The following is a 13,828-nucleotide window of genomic DNA, read 5'->3' as shown; positions in this document are numbered from 1 at the left end:
CAGTCAGGACCCGGGCTTCATCTGCGCGAACGCCGCAGTGAAGCCGGCAATGCTCTCGCTGCCGTGCACGGCGTTCAGCGCCTGCTCGGCCAAGGCACGCTCCTCCCATATCCACGCGAGCTTGGGGTCTTCGCCCAGCTCGCGCCACACGGACTCGAGCCCCTCGACGGCCGGTTGCGCGCCGTCGAACAAGGCCCGCGCGTAATCCAGGCTCGCAGGGCGCCAGGTGAGGTAGGCCACTGCACGCTGCGACAGCGGGATGCCGGCAACCGCGTCGGGCAGGAAGTAACGCGCGCTGGCAGGCCAGGTGGGCTGGACGTCCGGCGCATCCCCTGGCGCTGCCGCCAGCCGCTTGAGCGACTCCCCGCTGACCTGCAGTTTGCCCTTTCCGCCGACGTCCACCGAACGCTTGTCGCCGCCCAGGGTAAACGCGTAGGCCCTGTCCTGCTGCGCGCGGGCGGCCATTTCCACCACCGCATTGCGCAGCTTCAGGCAATCCGCGCCGATCGCGGTCGCGCCACCGGCCTTGGTTTCACCCACCAGCACCACGTCGTTGCCGTGCATCAGCAGGAAATCGAGCTCTCCCTTGACGTGCCTGCTCTCCGCCGGGCGCAGCGCAGGCGGGACGTTGGCACCACGGACGATGCGATAGCCCGGATCCTCACTGGAAGCGGTCGCCTCGTTCATTGCGTTGCAGAGCTGTGTCAGTGCGGTGCCGACCCGATCTTCCACGTCCCGCCCGCGCGCGCCGCCTCCGCTCCGGGACTGATGCGTTGCCCGCTGCGCCAGATACTCGATCACGCTGGCCTCCCGTTCCAGTTCCTGCTTTTCGGCCAGCACGTCCGCATGCGGCGCGAAGTCGGCCGCGATTTTTTCGCCCAGCGCGCAGGCGCCTGCCGTCACGCTGGCCCACTCGCCCGTGCCTGCCCGGGCATCGTCCACGGCGGCGGCGAGCGCTTCCAGGTGTGCCTTTCTGGCTGGATCCGGTTCGCGCTCAATGCGCGCAGGATGCGCGAGGTTCCTCAACTTCTTCGCGGCCTGCAGCGCGGCCTCGCATTCCGGGGAAGCGACAAGCAGGCGATAGTCCTTCACCTTGGGAAAACGATGCTGCAGGATTGCCTTGCGCAGGTCGACGTCATTGTCCCTGACCAACCGCTCCAGCGTTTCCTTCAAGCCTGCGCAGAACTGCTCGCGGGTGGAGGCATTACGGTCGCCCGAGCGCCAGAGCGACAGGGCGTCGGCCATCTTCTGCGCGGAAGACCCATCCCCCGCCCGGGCCGCGGAGCGGTCATCGGCCATCAGCGCGTACAAGCGCCGCTCGATGGGTGCATTGGAGATCATCGCGGGCGCCTGCAGGCGTCCCACCGAAGGCCGCTCATCGGACACCTCGACAGGCGGAGACTGGCGCGTCGGCGCAACGGATGAAACTGGAAACACTCAACACCCCACGCAGGAAGATCCGCGTGGATGGTGTACGCAACGGAGATGACGCGGCTTCCATGATTCCATCAACGCGCCGGCAGGTGCTCAAGCAGCGTCTTCGCCAAGCGGTCGTAGTCGCCCTTGAAATGGTGGTCGCCCGGCAGCGCAATCACCGTGGCGCCGCCCTTCGGCAGCTCCGGGCACAGTGCATCGCCATCGTCCTCGCCGTACAGGCACACGGTCCGGTCCGCCGGCAACCGGGCGATCTCCGGGGCAATGGGCAGGCCATCCGCGCCGCCGCCCAGCCAGTTGCTGACATGGAATTCGTAATCCGCCTTGCGCCCTACCGACATCAGGCCGATCAATGCGATCGACCCGCGCGTGGCCGGGTCGAGCTGGTTGATGGCGGCCGGCAGGACATCGGCGCCCTGCGAGAAGCCCACCAGCAGCAGCCGCTTGCGCTGCCACTGGCTGCCGTAATGGCGTGCGATGCGTTCCAGGTCGCGGGCGAACCCTTCCGGCGTGCGCGCCGTCCAGAAATAGCGCAGCGAATCCAGGCCGACCACCGAAATGCCGTTTTCGCTGAGCGCGGCGGCCACATCCTTGTCCAGCCCCGCCCAGCCGCCGTCGCCGGAAACGAAGATGGCCAGGGTGTCGCCGCCTTTCTGCGCGGGTACTTCCACCACCGGCAAGCCGTTGAGGCCATCCGGCGGCGGCGCCAGGCTGACACCCTTCTGCGCCCCGATCACATTGGCGGCTGCCAGCAGTCCGGGCAGGTCATCGCCCCGCGCGGTGCGTTGGAACTGCCGCCCCATTGCCACCTTGTGCACGAACGCTGTGGCGTCACCTGCCGTGCACTTGCGGTCACCGGCGGCGTTCAACCAGGGAAACGCCAGCTCCGCCGGCTGCAGGCGGCCATGGCTGACACCGGCGCCGCACACCGCGCGCTCGCGCGCCTGGTCGGGGCAGAACCCGGTGGTGATCAAGCCGGCGAAGACCTGCGTATCGGCCTGCGCCGCCACTGCATAGGCCAGCTCGGCGCCGCTGCCATCGCCGCCGATCAGCGGCAGGTGGTAACCGGGCACGTGCAGGTACGCCTGGAACCAGCGCGAAAAATTCTCCACGTCGCCTGCGCCAAAGCTGCAGTTGCCGCCCCCTTCGTGGGCCAGACCGGTGCGCAGCCGGGCCACATCGACCTGGGCCACCAGGGCGCCCTGCGCGCGCAGGGCTTCGATGCGCTCGCGCGTGCGCTGGGGTTCGCTGCCACCATCGAACCAGACCACCACGCGTTGCGGGTGGCCTTCCGGCGCGTGGATCGGGACGTCGTTGAAGCGCCCGTGGCTGACCTGCTGCGGCGCCGCCGGGGCCGCTGCGGCCCCCATCATCGACACCAGGCCCAGCACCACTCCCAGTCCCCTGCCCACACTGGCTCGCCGCATCGTCACGCATCCCGGAAAAGTCGCCCCACGATACGCCTTTTTATTTTCGTGCAGCCTCTTCACGTCGCGCCTGCCGCCACAGCTGCAGCGCGGCCACGAACAACCACAGCACCACTGCGGCGATCACCAGCTTCTGCCCGGCACCGCGCGGTGGGCCCCGCCACAGCACGTGCAGCCACAGCAGCGCGAAACACAGCCAGGCCCACCACCACGCGGCGCTGGCCCAGCGCGCCCACTGCGGGTCGGCACGCAGGTACCAGCTCTGCAGCAGCATCGCCACGCTCACGCACAGGAACGCGGTGTTGGCCGCCAGGCCATGGACCAACGGGGCCAGCAGCGGCGCCTGCCCGGGCAGCCAGCTGTCGCCGATGGCCACGCCCATCAGCCCCAGTCCCGCTACGCAGAACAGCAGCGGCGCCGCCGCGCTGCGCCGCGGCGAGCGGCTGGCGGCGTGCAGCGACCAGGCCAGCAGCATGATCGCTACGGCCAGTACGCAGTAGGCGGTCCGCAGCGCAAGGCCCCACGGGCCATGCAGGTACAGGCTCAACGTGGCCTGCACCCAGTCAAGGTCGTGGCGTGCCCATTGGGTCCACAAGGCGGTCAGCACGAACCCGGCCAGCGCCAGCAGCGCCAGGCCGGCCACATGGGCGTGGGCAGGAAGCTTCATCGCAGGCAGTGCTCAGGGCGCGGCATCGGGATGGCGCAGCCGCCAGGCCGCGAGGGCGGCGCGATAGCGCTGCAGCTCATCGCTGTACAGGTCCAGCACGCACAGCGGGCAGCCGCTGCCGCAGCACTCGTTGGGGCCGGGTTCTTCCGGCGCTTGCGGGCGCGGATCTGGATCGGGCGTGGCGGATGGGAGGGGAACGGGCATGGCGTGAGCGACGGATTTCAACCGGTGCAGTGTAATCGACCGCTGTCAGTGCCCGAGTCGCCGACGCAGGTTGGCCCGCGCCGGCGCATCCAGGCGCTGGTGGAAGAAGTCGCTCAGGAAGATGCGCGGGCTGCGCAGCAGGTGCTTGAGGAACCGCCGCCGGTTTAGCCGGAACAGGAAGCCCGGCACATGCCCGGCGTACTCCTCGGCGATGCCACGGTCGTAGGCATCGAACACGTCGGGCGGCGCGCCCAGGATGGCCATGTCGCAGTCCAGGAACAAGGCCGCTTCGGGGTCAACGTCGGCGGCGCCCAGGGTGCCATGGCGCGCGGTCAGCAGGATCAGCTGTTCGATCCGGGCCACATCCACGCCGGCGCCCGGCAGCCAGCGCTCCACCTGCGCACGTGCCAGCGCGGCTGAGCGGGTTTCGTTGTCGTTGCGCCCGGCTTCGTAGATCGCATCGTGGTACAGCGCGGCCAGCTGCACTTCGCGCGGGTGCGCCCAGCCAGGGCCCTCCGCCACCGCCTGGCAGTGCAGCAGCACCGCGCGCACGTGGGGGTAGCCGTGATAGGCCCGCGGGGGCGTGGCGTAGGCGGCTTCCAGGTCGGCCTGCATGGCCGCCGGCAATGAAAGCGGGGAGAAGGTCATGGCGGCATCATTGGCCGGTCCCGCGGCGGATGGCAAGGGCGGTGGCTGGTGCAACAGGCCGACAAGCGGTGCGCCAGCTGCCGGGCGTCGGCCTAGACTGCAGAAACGAAGGCTTCGTCATGCCCGCGAGGTGACCGCGATGAACGGCTGGAAATCCCTTGCCCTGTTGGCCCTGTTGGCCGCCGCACCGACGCCGCTGCTGGCCGCGCCTGCGGATACCGCTGCCACGCAGGCCCCGGCGGTCGAACCCATTCCCTCTCCCCAGCAGATCCTGGCCATTCCGCCGGATCTTCGCGCGTTGCTGCAGGAACGGGTGATCGCCCCGGTCAGTTCGCGCGAACAACGGCTGGTGCGCTTGGTGCACCTGATCTTCGACGAAGACGCGATGCACCTGGAGTACGACCCGTACGCGACCCACACCCTGGCCGAAACGTGGAAGACGCACCGCGCCAACTGCCTGTCCTTCACCCTGATGTTCGTCACCCTGGCGCGCGCGGCGGGCATCGATGCCCGGGTACAGGAGGTGGCGCAGGTGGTCACCTGGCACCAGGACCAGGGCGTGATCTACAACGTGGGCCACGTCAACGTGGGGCTCAACCTCAACGGTCGCACCGCCGTGGTCGACCTGGACCGCAACGTGCTTTATGACCGCTACGGGCCGCGCCCGATCACCGAGCAACGGGCCCTGGCGCACTTCTACAACAACCGCGGCGCCGAACACATGGCCGAGGGAGACACCGCGCAGGCGCGCGTGTACCTGGACGCCGCGCTGGCGATGGCACCGGCCTTCCCTGCCGGCTGGAACAACCTGGGCGTGCTTGATACCCGCGAAGGCCGCCTGGACCAGGCCCGGAAGGATTACGAGCAGGCCCTGCAGCTGCAACCGCGGCATGCGGCGGCGCTGACCAATGCCAGCGCCTTGTATCGCAGGCTGGGCGATGCGCGCCGCGCTGACGTGCTGGCCAAGCGGCTGGAACAGGTGCAGAAAAGCGATCCCTTCGCGCAGTTCCGGTTCGGCAACGAAGCCGAACAGCGCCACGACTATGCGCAGGCCATCGCGTACTACCAGCAGGCGGTGCGCCTGTACAGCAGTGCGCACCAGTTCCATTTCGGGCTGGCACGCGCCTACTTCCTGGCCGGCAACACCCGCCGCGCCTCGCTTGAAATGCTGCGCGCCCGCGACCTGGCCGGCGAAGATGCCGACGTGCTGCGGGCGACCTACCAGGCCAAGCTGGACAGCCTGCAGAAATGGCGGGAACGCACGGCCAGCAATTGAATGGCGGCGTGCCGCCGCTGATCCGTAACGACCAACGGTCGTTACCTACGCCTTTTTCAAAAAACAGGTCTTCAGGACCAGGCCCTTGATCTTGTCCGAGTTGCCTTCGATGTGCTCGGCATCGTCTTCGACCAGGCGGATGTTGCGGATCACGGTGCCCTGCTTGAGCGGGATCGACGAGCCCTTGACCTTCAGGTCCTTGATCACGGTGACGGTGTCGCCGCTGGCCAGCGTGTTGCCGTTGCTGTCACGCACGACCAGGCCCTGGCCGCCTTCATCGCCGGCCGCCCACTCATGGCCGCAGTCGGCGCAGATCCACAGCGCGCCATCGGCATAGGTGTTTTCCAGGGTGCATTGCGGGCAGGCGGGTGCGGCGGACATGATGAAGCCTTCAGGTTCGGAACAACCCCCATTGTAACCGCCCGGCCCGGGCAGGCCTTGCACCAGCGGCCCGCTTGCCGCACAGTGCGCGCCCCCTGACCTCCGGCCCGGCCCCGCATGAAAATCGGCATCGACTTTGGCACCAGCAACTCCGCCGCCGCCGCCGTGGTGGACGGCCGGGTCGTGCCGATCCGGTTTGGCGAGGCCGAACAGTTCCGCACCACGGTGTACTTCCCCGAGGTAATGCGCGATCCCAACGACTTCGAACTGACCCCGGCGCTGGAGCACGAACTGGCCCGGTTGATCGACGCGGCCGCGCGCGACGCCCGCGCCGCCGGCCAGGAACGCGCGCCGGATGCGCTGCGCCGCGAGGCCCTGCGCGTGGTGCGCCGGCAGTGGATGGAAGAGCAGATGCGCGCGCCGCTGAGCTCGACCAAGCTGCTGCAGAACGCGGTGTACGGGGACGAGGCGCTGGAAGCCTACTTCGAGGAGAACGAAGGCAACCTGGTGCAGAGCCCGAAATCGATGCTGGGCTACAACCTGCACCCGCGCGCGCGCCAGACCATCACCGGCATCGCCACGCACATCCTGGAGCACATCCGGCTGACCGCGTCGCGCCAGCTCGACGCGCCGGTGCGCACCGCCACGCTGGGCCGCCCGGTGCAGTTCCGCAGCTCGATCGGCGCGGCCGGCAACGACCAGGCGCTGGACATCCTGCACACCGCCGCGATCGCCGCGGGTTTCGACAGCGTCGATTTCCTTGAGGAACCGGCTGCCGCAGCAATGCATTACCACGCCGAAAGCGCGGAGGAACATGACGCGGTGGTGGTCGACATCGGCGGCGGCACCACCGATGTGGCGCATGCGCGGGTGGGCGGCGTACAGGCCCCGAAGATCCATCGCGCGTGGGGTATCGCGCGCGGCGGCACCGATATCGACCTGGCCCTGAGCCTCGGCGCCTACATGCCGCTGTTCGGCCGCGGCCACAGCCGCGTGCCGGCGCACCACTACGTGGAGGCCGCGATGGTGCAGGACATGACCCGCCAGCGCGATTTCCGCCAGCACAACTACCGCGAGGCCGAGGCGCCGTGGGGCGCGCGCCTGCAGGCGCTGCAGGACACCGGCAACACCGCACGCCTGTACCGCGAGGTGGAGCGCTGCAAGATCGCCCTGAGCAGCGCGCCAGAGCACACCAGTGCGTTGGACTTCATCGAACGCGGCCTGGGGGTGGATGTCGACCCGTCCCGGCTGGAAGCGGCAGCCGGCAGCTACCTGGGCGAACTGACCGGGTTGCTGGAACAGGTCCGCGCCGATATCGGGCACGACCCGGCGGCGATCTTCCTGACCGGCGGCATGTCACGCGCGGGCTATCTGCAGACGGCGGTGGCCGCTGCCTTCCCCGGCTCGACGCTGGTGCGCGGCAACCCCTCGTTCGGCGTGGTGCACGGCCTGGCGTGGGCCGCCGCAGGCTGAGCCTGCGGCCGCGAAGTCCCGTGGGACAAGGGTTTCCGGCCGTGGAACCCTCGCATTAACAAAACGTTACGCCGAAAGCGCTATCATCTTTCGGCTTCGATGCGCAATGCGCATGTCGTACCCAGCCTCGAAGAGGCCACCATCCTCGCCGATACCGCCGCCGTCCGGATCCGTCCGCGGCGCTGGGATCGTCTATCGCTGTGATCCGGCTCGTTCCCAGCATGCAGCACCCCCGAGCCGCCAAGAGAGATTCGATTGGGCGAAATCGCCAAGGCCGATCCCATCGACTGCCGCCGCTGCGACGCAGTCTGTTGCCGGCTGTCGGTCACCGTCATGCCTGACGACGCGGTACCCGGCTACCTGCTGGATACCGACGAAGCGGGCCGCACCGTGATGGCGCGCAACGACGAAGGTTGGTGCGCCGCGATCGACCCCTATCACCTGCGCTGCACCATTTATTCGCAGCGTCCCGCGATCTGCCGCCAGTTTGCGATGGGCGGCGATGACTGCCGCCTCGTGCGGCAGGACTACCGTCGACAACAGCACGATGCGTCGACGATTTTTTCCACGCTACACCCATGACAGGAGCATCCATGGCCCGTTCGCCAAAGACCTCCCCCAAGGCAGGCAACACCGTTCGCGTTGACCGCAAGCAGGGTTCCAACACCGCACTGAGCAGCGCCAGCATCGCTGCCGATCTGGCTGCGTTCCGCAAGAGCGGCGGCAAGATCGAAGTACTGGGCAACACCCTGGCGCTGAAAAAGGCCGGCTGACGCCGCTGCCGTCCGCACCGGCCCCAGGCCGGTGCGGGGGCCGCACTCAGCGGCCGCCCAGCGAGACCCGCACGTTGCCCGAATGGGCATTGATCGAAATATCGCCATCACCGCCGCCCAGGCGCGTGTCCAGGCTGCGACCCGGGCCGTACCGCGGCCGTTCCACCTGGCCGGCATCGGACTGGATGTCGCCGCTGAAGGTCTTCACGGCCAGCTGCGCCGAGACCTTGGCCGGCAGACGCAGGGCGATCGACCCACTCACCGTCTGCAACGTCACCTTGCCACCCGGCGCCAGGCCGGACGCTGCCACGGTGAGGTTGCCGGAGACCGCTTCGGCGGCCAGGCGCTGCACCTGCGCCGTGTCCAGGCGGATGCTGCCCGATACCGTTTCCGCCGAGACCTCACCGCCCATGCCGCCGCCGGCCTGGATCGAACCGCTGACCGCACGCAGTGCCATGCGCTGGCTCTGCACCTGCGCGCGGATATCGCCGCTGACGGTACTCAGGTTGGCTTCGGCCGTGCGCCCGGCGGCCGAGACATCGCCACTTACCGCATTGGCCTGCAGGCGGCGCAGGTCGACCTCGGCCACGTCGATGTCGGCGCTTACCGTGCCCAGCTGCAGTTCCACCGAGCGCGGCACCCGCAGCTCCAGCGTGGCGCCACCATTGTTGCCGTTGCGCGGGTAGATCACTTCCCAGCGCACCCGGTTGGTGCTCTTGTCCTGCTGCAGGCGCAGGCCATCGGCCATGCTGCCGGTCAACGCCACTTCATTGCGGTCCCAGCCCCGCACGGTGACCTTGCCGGCGATGTTGCTCACTTCCACGCGCCCACCCGCGGCCAGCGGATGGCGCTCGTCGACGCGGGTGGCGGCCTGCGCGGCCAGGGGCAGCAGCACGGCCAGGGCTGCGGTGAAACGCACGGTGTTTCGCATGGGACTCTCCTTCAGGATGGCAGGCCAGCGGCGCTGACGGCCTGCTGGGTAAGTTCAAGGCGCAGCGCGTAGGTGCGCTGCAGCTGGGTAAGCAGGTAACCCGAGCGCGGGTTTTCGGCGATGGCCGCGCGGATGTACACGGCACTGGTATCCAGTTCGTGCAGCGCCGGCTGCCAGTCCGCGCCGATCGGGGCCGCTGGCAGCGTGGCCATCGCCTGCTGGTACTCGGCGGCGATCACGTCGGCCTGCCGTTGCAGGGGCGATGGGCGCGGCGTGGGCGGCGTGGAGGTGGGTACCACCACCAGCACCGCCAGCGCGGCGGCCAGGCCCAGGCCGACGCGCAGCGACCAACGGCGCGCACGCGGTGCCGGCGCAGAGACTGGCAGCGCAGCCACGCGCGGCGGAAGCTGCGCAGCGATGCGCTGCCAGGCATCCGCCGGCGGCAATCGTTCGGCGGGCAGCGCGCGCAGGCGCGACTGCAGATCGGAATCGAGGTCGTCGTTGTCGTTCATGCCGGTTCTCCCAGACGCGCGCGCAACAGGCCGCGCGCGCGGTGCAACTGTGCCTTGGAACTGCCCACCGCCATCTGCAGCTGGTCGGCAATCTCCTGGTGTTTCCATCCTTCGATGTCGTGCAGTACCAGCACCGCCCGGGCGCGCGGCGGCAGGGTCTCCAGCGCGCGCTCCAGGTCCAGGCTGGTCCCCGCGCAGCGATCCACTGCCGGCACTGCCGCCAGCAGGTCCCAGCCTTCTTCGCCGCTGTCGCCCGCGTCGCGGGGCATTGGCGCGAATCTCCATCAGTGCCGCGTTTACCCCCAGCCGGTGCAGCCAGGTACCCAGGCTGCTGTCGAAGCGGAACCCCGGCAGTGCGCGCCAGGCCTGCAGGAACGCTTCCTGGAGGGCATCCTCGGCGCGCGCGGCATGACCGCCGCACAGCCGCCACAACACCGCATACAGGCGCGGCGCGTGCCGATGGTAGATGCGCTCGTAGGCGGCGGTGTCGCCGGCCACCGCCGCCCGCACCCACGCCCACTCGTCGGGGGAATCGGCGTCGTTGGCAGCGCGGAGGGCGGGCATGGTCGTATCGAGCATATCCCTTGGATGCGGGGTCGATCGAAAAGGTTTAAACCTTTCCGGCACCCGCGGCATCCAATCTCCTGTCACCACGCCGGGCGTGGTCCCAGGAGTCGCCCATGTCCCCCAGTTGCCTTGCCCTTCTGCTGTCGCTGGCCAGCGCGTGCACCCTGCCGGGAAGCCCGGTGACGCTGCGGGTGGCACTGCCGCCGCAACCGGACCTGTGCGTGCAGTACCAGGACCATGCGCCGCTGTGCGTTTCAACGCTGGTCGGTGTGCTGGCGCAGCCGGACACGGCCCGGCTCTAGCGCGCGGGGTAAACTGACGCTCCCACGTCGACCCCCGGTTTCCATGAAAGACCACCTGCCCGCCTGGACCCATGAGTGGCTGCAGTACGGGGCGCCTGCCCTGAAGATCCTGCTGACCCTGCTGGTGGCGTGGCTGCTGCGGCTGATCGCGCGCCGGCTGCTGCGCCGCGTGGGCGAGCACTACACGCTGCCACCGGAGATGGTGATGGGCGCGCGCCGGGTGTTCACGTTCGTGGTGTATTTCACCGTGCTGCTGGTGGTGCTGCAGATCATCGGCGTGCAGGCCAGCGTGCTGTGGACCGCGTTCACCGGCTTTGCCGCAGTGGGCGCGGTGGCATTCTTTGCCGCGTGGAGCGTGCTCTCCAACATCTTCTGCACCCTGTTGATCTTCACCACCCGCCCGTTCCGGCTGCACGACTACATCGAGGTGCTGGAGAACGGCGAGAAGCCCGGACTGAAGGGCCGCGTTATCGACGTCAACCTGATCTACACCACCCTGCAGGAAAACAGCGGCGGCCACGAAGGCACGGTGCTGCAGATTCCCAACAACATGTTCTTCCAGCGCACGGTGCGCCGCTGGCGTGATCCGTCGCAGGCGCCGGGCGGCATCCAGGGCGACGGGTGATCCGGCGTCAGCGCAGCTGACTGTCCTTGCTGCCCCGGCGGTTGTACATGCCTGCATCGTGCTGCGCGGCATCCTCGGCCTCCTGGCAGCGCACGCACAGGCGCACGCCGGGCACGGCACGGCGCCGCGCTTCGGGGATGGGCGCTTCGCATTCCTCGCAATGGGTCAGCCCGGGACCGTGGCGCAGCTGCGCGCGGGCGCGCTGGATCGCGTCATCCACGGTCGCGTCGATCTGGTCCTGGACGGCGCCGTCGCCTGCCCACCCTGTGGCCATGCCGCATCTCCCATACCGTTGCCGGAGCGCCAGCATAGATCCGGCCGGGCGACGTCGGTTTACGGCCGGCTGAACATCCCCCGCTTCCAGTGAACCGTTCAGCCCGGCATCACCAGATCAGGTCGTCGGGCACCTGGAACTGCGCGTAGTAGGCATCGTCCTCGGCATTGCCGGTGCTGGGCTCGGCGGACGCGGCGCGATCCTTGCCGTTGTCGAGCACGATCACGGCCGGATCGCGTTCACGGATCTTGTCGGCGGCCGCACGCGGCACCAGCTCAAAGCTCTCACCCAGCCGCACGATCACCAGGGTGCCCGTGGCCAGCTGGCGGCGCAGCATCTCGTTGACCAGCATCGTGCGGATCAGGGTGCCGTCGTTGAAGCGGTACTCGCTTTCGCCTTCGCGCTTGACCCGGTTGCTTTCGATGATCTGGCGCACCTGGGCCTGCAGCTCCTGCAGGCGGTTCTTTTCCTTGCGCTCGGCTTCCAGCGCGCGGTCGCGCTCGGCTTTTTCCGCCCGCAGGCGCTCGGCCTCGCGCTGGCTGTCGGTGGGCGCCAACGGGGCCTTGCCGTGGCGGGCCTTCACCTGCTCGCGTGCGGCCTGGGACACCTGGGATTTCTTGACCAGCCCGGCCTTGAGCAGCTGTTCCTGCAGGGGATTTGCCTTCGCCATTGCCTTTGCATCTGTTGGTGCGGGATTCCAGGCGTCATCATAGCGGCATGACCGCCCTGAAGTACCTTGCCGGCTACCCCGACGCCCTGCAGCAGCAGGTGCGCGAGCTGATCGCGGCCGATCGGCTGGGCCCCTGGCTGGAGCGCCGCTATGCCGAGCTGCACACGGTGCGCAACGACCGTCAGCTGTATGACTACACCCAGGCACTGAAGGAGCGCTACCTTCGCCAGTCGGTGCCGTTGTCCAAGGTGATCTACGACAGCCGCCTGCAGGTGCTCAAGCACGCACTGGGCACCCATACCACCGTGTCGCGGGTGCAGGGCAGCCGGCTCAAGGCCAGCCGCGAGATCCGCATTGCCAGCGTGTTCCGCGAGGCACCTGCCCCGTTCCTGAAGATGATCGTGGTCCACGAACTGGCGCACCTGAAGGAATCGGACCACAACAAGGCGTTCTACCAGCTGTGCACCCACATGGAAGCGGACTACCACCAGCTGGAGTTCGACCTGCGCCTGTACCTGACCCACCTGGAGCGCGCCAGCGGCTGACGCTCAGCCGATACCGGCCCAGCGCAGCGCGGCGGCCGCCGCCGCACCCAGCACCACCACCGCCAGGAATGGCAGGCGCAGCAGCAACGCCACCGCCGCCACGGCCAGCGCGGCCAGGCGGGCATCCAGCGCCACCGACGCACCGGCAGCCACCGCATTCATGGCGGTCAGCGACGCCAGCAGGCCGATCGTGAGCGTGCCGGCCACCCGGGTCATGCGCGGTGACTCCAGCCAGCGCGCCGGCACCAGCCACCCGGCCAGCTTGATCGCATAGGCCGCCACGCAGCCCAGCAGCAACCATGCCCACAGGCTCATACGTGCTCCCCGGACGAACGCGGCTCAATGTCCGGCTCCAGCCCTTCATCGCGTGGACCGGGCACGAATGCGCCCCACGCTGCCGCCACCGTGGCCGCCAGCAGGATCGGAATGCCCGGTGGCACCCACGGCAACGCCAGCACCGTGACCAGCGCGGCCACGATGGCGATGGCCACCGCATCACGTTGGCGAAGCCGGGGCCACAGCAACGCCAGGAACGCCGCCACTGCGGCACCGTCCAGGCCCCACCGGCGCGGATCGCCCAGCGCGTCGCCGGCGATGGCGCCGACGGCGGTGAACAGGTTCCAGAGCAGGAACACGCCGACGCCGGCGGTCCAGAACCCGCGCCGCTGCTCCAGCGGCATGGTCTGGCTGGACGCGGTGGCGGCCGATTCGTCGATGGTGATCTGCGCACCCACCCCGCGCCGCCAGCCGCGCAGCCCGAGCATCCGCTTCATCTGCATGCCGTATACCGCGTTGCGCACGCCGAGCAGCGTGGCGGCGGTGAACGCGGCGGAGCCGGCACCGCCGCCCGCGATCACGCCGATGAACGCAAACTGCGAGCCGCCGGTGAACATCAACAGGCTCAGCGCCTGCGCCTGCCACGGGCTCAGCCCGGCCGCCACCGCCAGCGCACCAAAGGAAATGCCATACAGGCCGGTAGCCACGGCAATGGAAAGGCCGACTTTCACGGCAGGGGACGCACGCCAGTTCATCATCGGATCATGCCAGCAGCGGGGCGGGGCCGCAGCCCTGTCACGCGCAGCCCCGGCCCCGAGCCAGTACACTCCCCGCCCGCGTCCC

General features: G+C 69.0%; 19 protein-coding genes and 1 pseudogene. 7 read left to right on the top strand and 13 right to left on the bottom strand.

All coding sequences use genetic code 11. From position 1 onward, the window contains the following. Positions 1-3: 3 nt before the first annotated feature. From QE395_RS05435 to QE395_RS05415, 5 genes are all read right to left on the bottom strand, one after another. A complete protein-coding gene (locus QE395_RS05435) occupies positions 4-1,341 on the bottom strand; it encodes a hypothetical protein (protein ID WP_306987837.1) in 1,338 nt (445 codons plus the stop codon). A gap of 167 nt (positions 1,342-1,508) precedes the next feature. Further along, complete coding sequence (locus QE395_RS05430; protein ID WP_306987835.1) at positions 1,509-2,861, bottom strand: AcvB/VirJ family lysyl-phosphatidylglycerol hydrolase; 1,353 nt, start codon at positions 2,859-2,861, stop codon at positions 1,509-1,511. Positions 2,862-2,901: 40 nt separating this feature from the next. Continuing rightward, a complete protein-coding gene (locus tag QE395_RS05425) occupies positions 2,902-3,528 on the bottom strand; it encodes a DUF998 domain-containing protein (protein ID WP_217537735.1) in 627 nt (208 codons plus the stop codon). A 12-nt stretch (positions 3,529-3,540) separates the two neighbouring features. Continuing rightward, positions 3,541-3,732, bottom strand: a complete 192-nt coding sequence (locus QE395_RS05420) for an oxidoreductase-like domain-containing protein (RefSeq protein ID WP_095363528.1) — start codon at positions 3,730-3,732, stop codon at positions 3,541-3,543. 45 nt (positions 3,733-3,777) lie between these two features. Continuing rightward, positions 3,778-4,380, bottom strand: a complete 603-nt coding sequence (locus tag QE395_RS05415) for a hypothetical protein (RefSeq protein ID WP_068853588.1) — start codon at positions 4,378-4,380, stop codon at positions 3,778-3,780. Positions 4,381-4,519: 139 nt separating this feature from the next. Here QE395_RS05415 and QE395_RS05410 point away from each other — a divergent pair, with 139 nt between their 5' ends. After that, positions 4,520-5,656: a tetratricopeptide repeat protein gene (locus QE395_RS05410; protein ID WP_249832898.1), complete on the top strand. Its 1,137-nt coding sequence runs from the start codon at positions 4,520-4,522 to the stop codon at positions 5,654-5,656. A 45-nt stretch (positions 5,657-5,701) separates the two neighbouring features. Here the strand turns inward: QE395_RS05410 and QE395_RS05405 are convergent, their stop codons facing one another. Continuing rightward, positions 5,702-6,037, bottom strand: a complete 336-nt coding sequence (locus tag QE395_RS05405) for a zinc ribbon domain-containing protein YjdM (protein ID WP_068853590.1) — start codon at positions 6,035-6,037, stop codon at positions 5,702-5,704. A gap of 117 nt (positions 6,038-6,154) precedes the next feature. On the opposite strand from QE395_RS05405, the gene QE395_RS05400 reads away from it, so the two are divergent. From QE395_RS05400 to QE395_RS05390, 3 genes are all read left to right on the top strand, one after another. Then, a complete protein-coding gene (locus QE395_RS05400) occupies positions 6,155-7,510 on the top strand; it encodes an Hsp70 family protein (RefSeq protein ID WP_306987830.1) in 1,356 nt (451 codons plus the stop codon). Between the two features lie 255 nt (positions 7,511-7,765). After that, on the top strand, positions 7,766-8,092 hold the full coding sequence (locus tag QE395_RS05395) for a YkgJ family cysteine cluster protein (protein ID WP_068853592.1): 327 nt from the start codon (positions 7,766-7,768) through the stop codon (positions 8,090-8,092). 11 nt (positions 8,093-8,103) lie between these two features. Beyond that, positions 8,104-8,283: a hypothetical protein gene (locus QE395_RS05390; RefSeq protein WP_068853593.1), complete on the top strand. Its 180-nt coding sequence runs from the start codon at positions 8,104-8,106 to the stop codon at positions 8,281-8,283. 46 nt (positions 8,284-8,329) lie between these two features. Here QE395_RS05390 and QE395_RS05385 read toward each other — a convergent pair whose 3' ends face one another. The 3 genes and pseudogenes from QE395_RS05385 to QE395_RS05375 all read right to left on the bottom strand — a co-directional run bounded on the left by QE395_RS05385 (position 8,330) and on the right by QE395_RS05375 (position 10,305). After that, positions 8,330-9,214 (bottom strand): DUF4097 family beta strand repeat-containing protein, encoded by an 885-nt coding sequence (locus QE395_RS05385; protein ID WP_306987827.1) that lies wholly within the window; start codon positions 9,212-9,214, stop codon positions 8,330-8,332. Positions 9,215-9,225: 11 nt separating this feature from the next. Further along, positions 9,226-9,726 carry a hypothetical protein gene (locus tag QE395_RS05380; RefSeq protein ID WP_306987825.1) on the bottom strand — a complete coding sequence of 167 codons (501 nt, stop codon included), beginning with the start codon at positions 9,724-9,726 and terminating at the stop codon, positions 9,226-9,228. Next, positions 9,723-10,305: pseudogene (locus QE395_RS05375) on the bottom strand (sigma-70 family RNA polymerase sigma factor). The gene QE395_RS05380 and the pseudogene QE395_RS05375 overlap by 4 nt, the downstream one beginning before the upstream one ends. A gap of 101 nt (positions 10,306-10,406) precedes the next feature. Here QE395_RS05375 and QE395_RS05370 point away from each other — a divergent pair. After that, on the top strand, positions 10,407-10,595 hold the full coding sequence (locus QE395_RS05370) for a hypothetical protein (protein ID WP_157771752.1): 189 nt from the start codon (positions 10,407-10,409) through the stop codon (positions 10,593-10,595). A 43-nt stretch (positions 10,596-10,638) separates the two neighbouring features. Further along, the gene (locus QE395_RS05365) at positions 10,639-11,220 is read left to right on the top strand and encodes a mechanosensitive ion channel family protein (RefSeq protein ID WP_068853597.1); all 582 of its coding nucleotides are present in this window, start codon (positions 10,639-10,641) and stop codon (positions 11,218-11,220) included. Positions 11,221-11,227: 7 nt separating this feature from the next. On the opposite strand, the gene QE395_RS05360 is transcribed toward QE395_RS05365, so the two are convergent. Further along, positions 11,228-11,494, bottom strand: coding sequence for a DksA/TraR family C4-type zinc finger protein (locus QE395_RS05360; RefSeq protein ID WP_306987822.1), 267 nt, complete (start codon positions 11,492-11,494; stop codon positions 11,228-11,230). Between the two features lie 109 nt (positions 11,495-11,603). Next, positions 11,604-12,164, bottom strand: coding sequence for a DUF2058 domain-containing protein (locus QE395_RS05355; RefSeq protein WP_306987820.1), 561 nt, complete (start codon positions 12,162-12,164; stop codon positions 11,604-11,606). A 47-nt stretch (positions 12,165-12,211) separates the two neighbouring features. Here QE395_RS05355 and QE395_RS05350 point away from each other — a divergent pair, with 47 nt between their 5' ends. Next, positions 12,212-12,709 (top strand): M48 family metallopeptidase, encoded by a 498-nt coding sequence (locus tag QE395_RS05350; RefSeq protein ID WP_093533469.1) that lies wholly within the window; start codon positions 12,212-12,214, stop codon positions 12,707-12,709. Positions 12,710-12,712: 3 nt separating this feature from the next. Here QE395_RS05350 and QE395_RS05345 read toward each other — a convergent pair whose 3' ends face one another. Then, positions 12,713-13,024: an AzlD domain-containing protein gene (locus QE395_RS05345; protein ID WP_068853601.1), complete on the bottom strand. Its 312-nt coding sequence runs from the start codon at positions 13,022-13,024 to the stop codon at positions 12,713-12,715. After that, entirely contained in the window at positions 13,021-13,740 is a 720-nt protein-coding gene (locus QE395_RS05340; protein ID WP_306987817.1) for an AzlC family ABC transporter permease, read from the bottom strand. The genes QE395_RS05345 and QE395_RS05340 overlap by 4 nt, the downstream gene beginning before the upstream one ends. Between the last annotated feature and the right edge of the window lie 88 nt (positions 13,741-13,828).

It is taken from the genome of Stenotrophomonas sp. SORGH_AS_0282, assembly GCF_030818125.1.
Classification (GTDB): domain Bacteria; phylum Pseudomonadota; class Gammaproteobacteria; order Xanthomonadales; family Xanthomonadaceae; genus Stenotrophomonas; species Stenotrophomonas rhizophila_A.
This window is presented reverse-complemented; position numbering and strand designations above follow the sequence as displayed.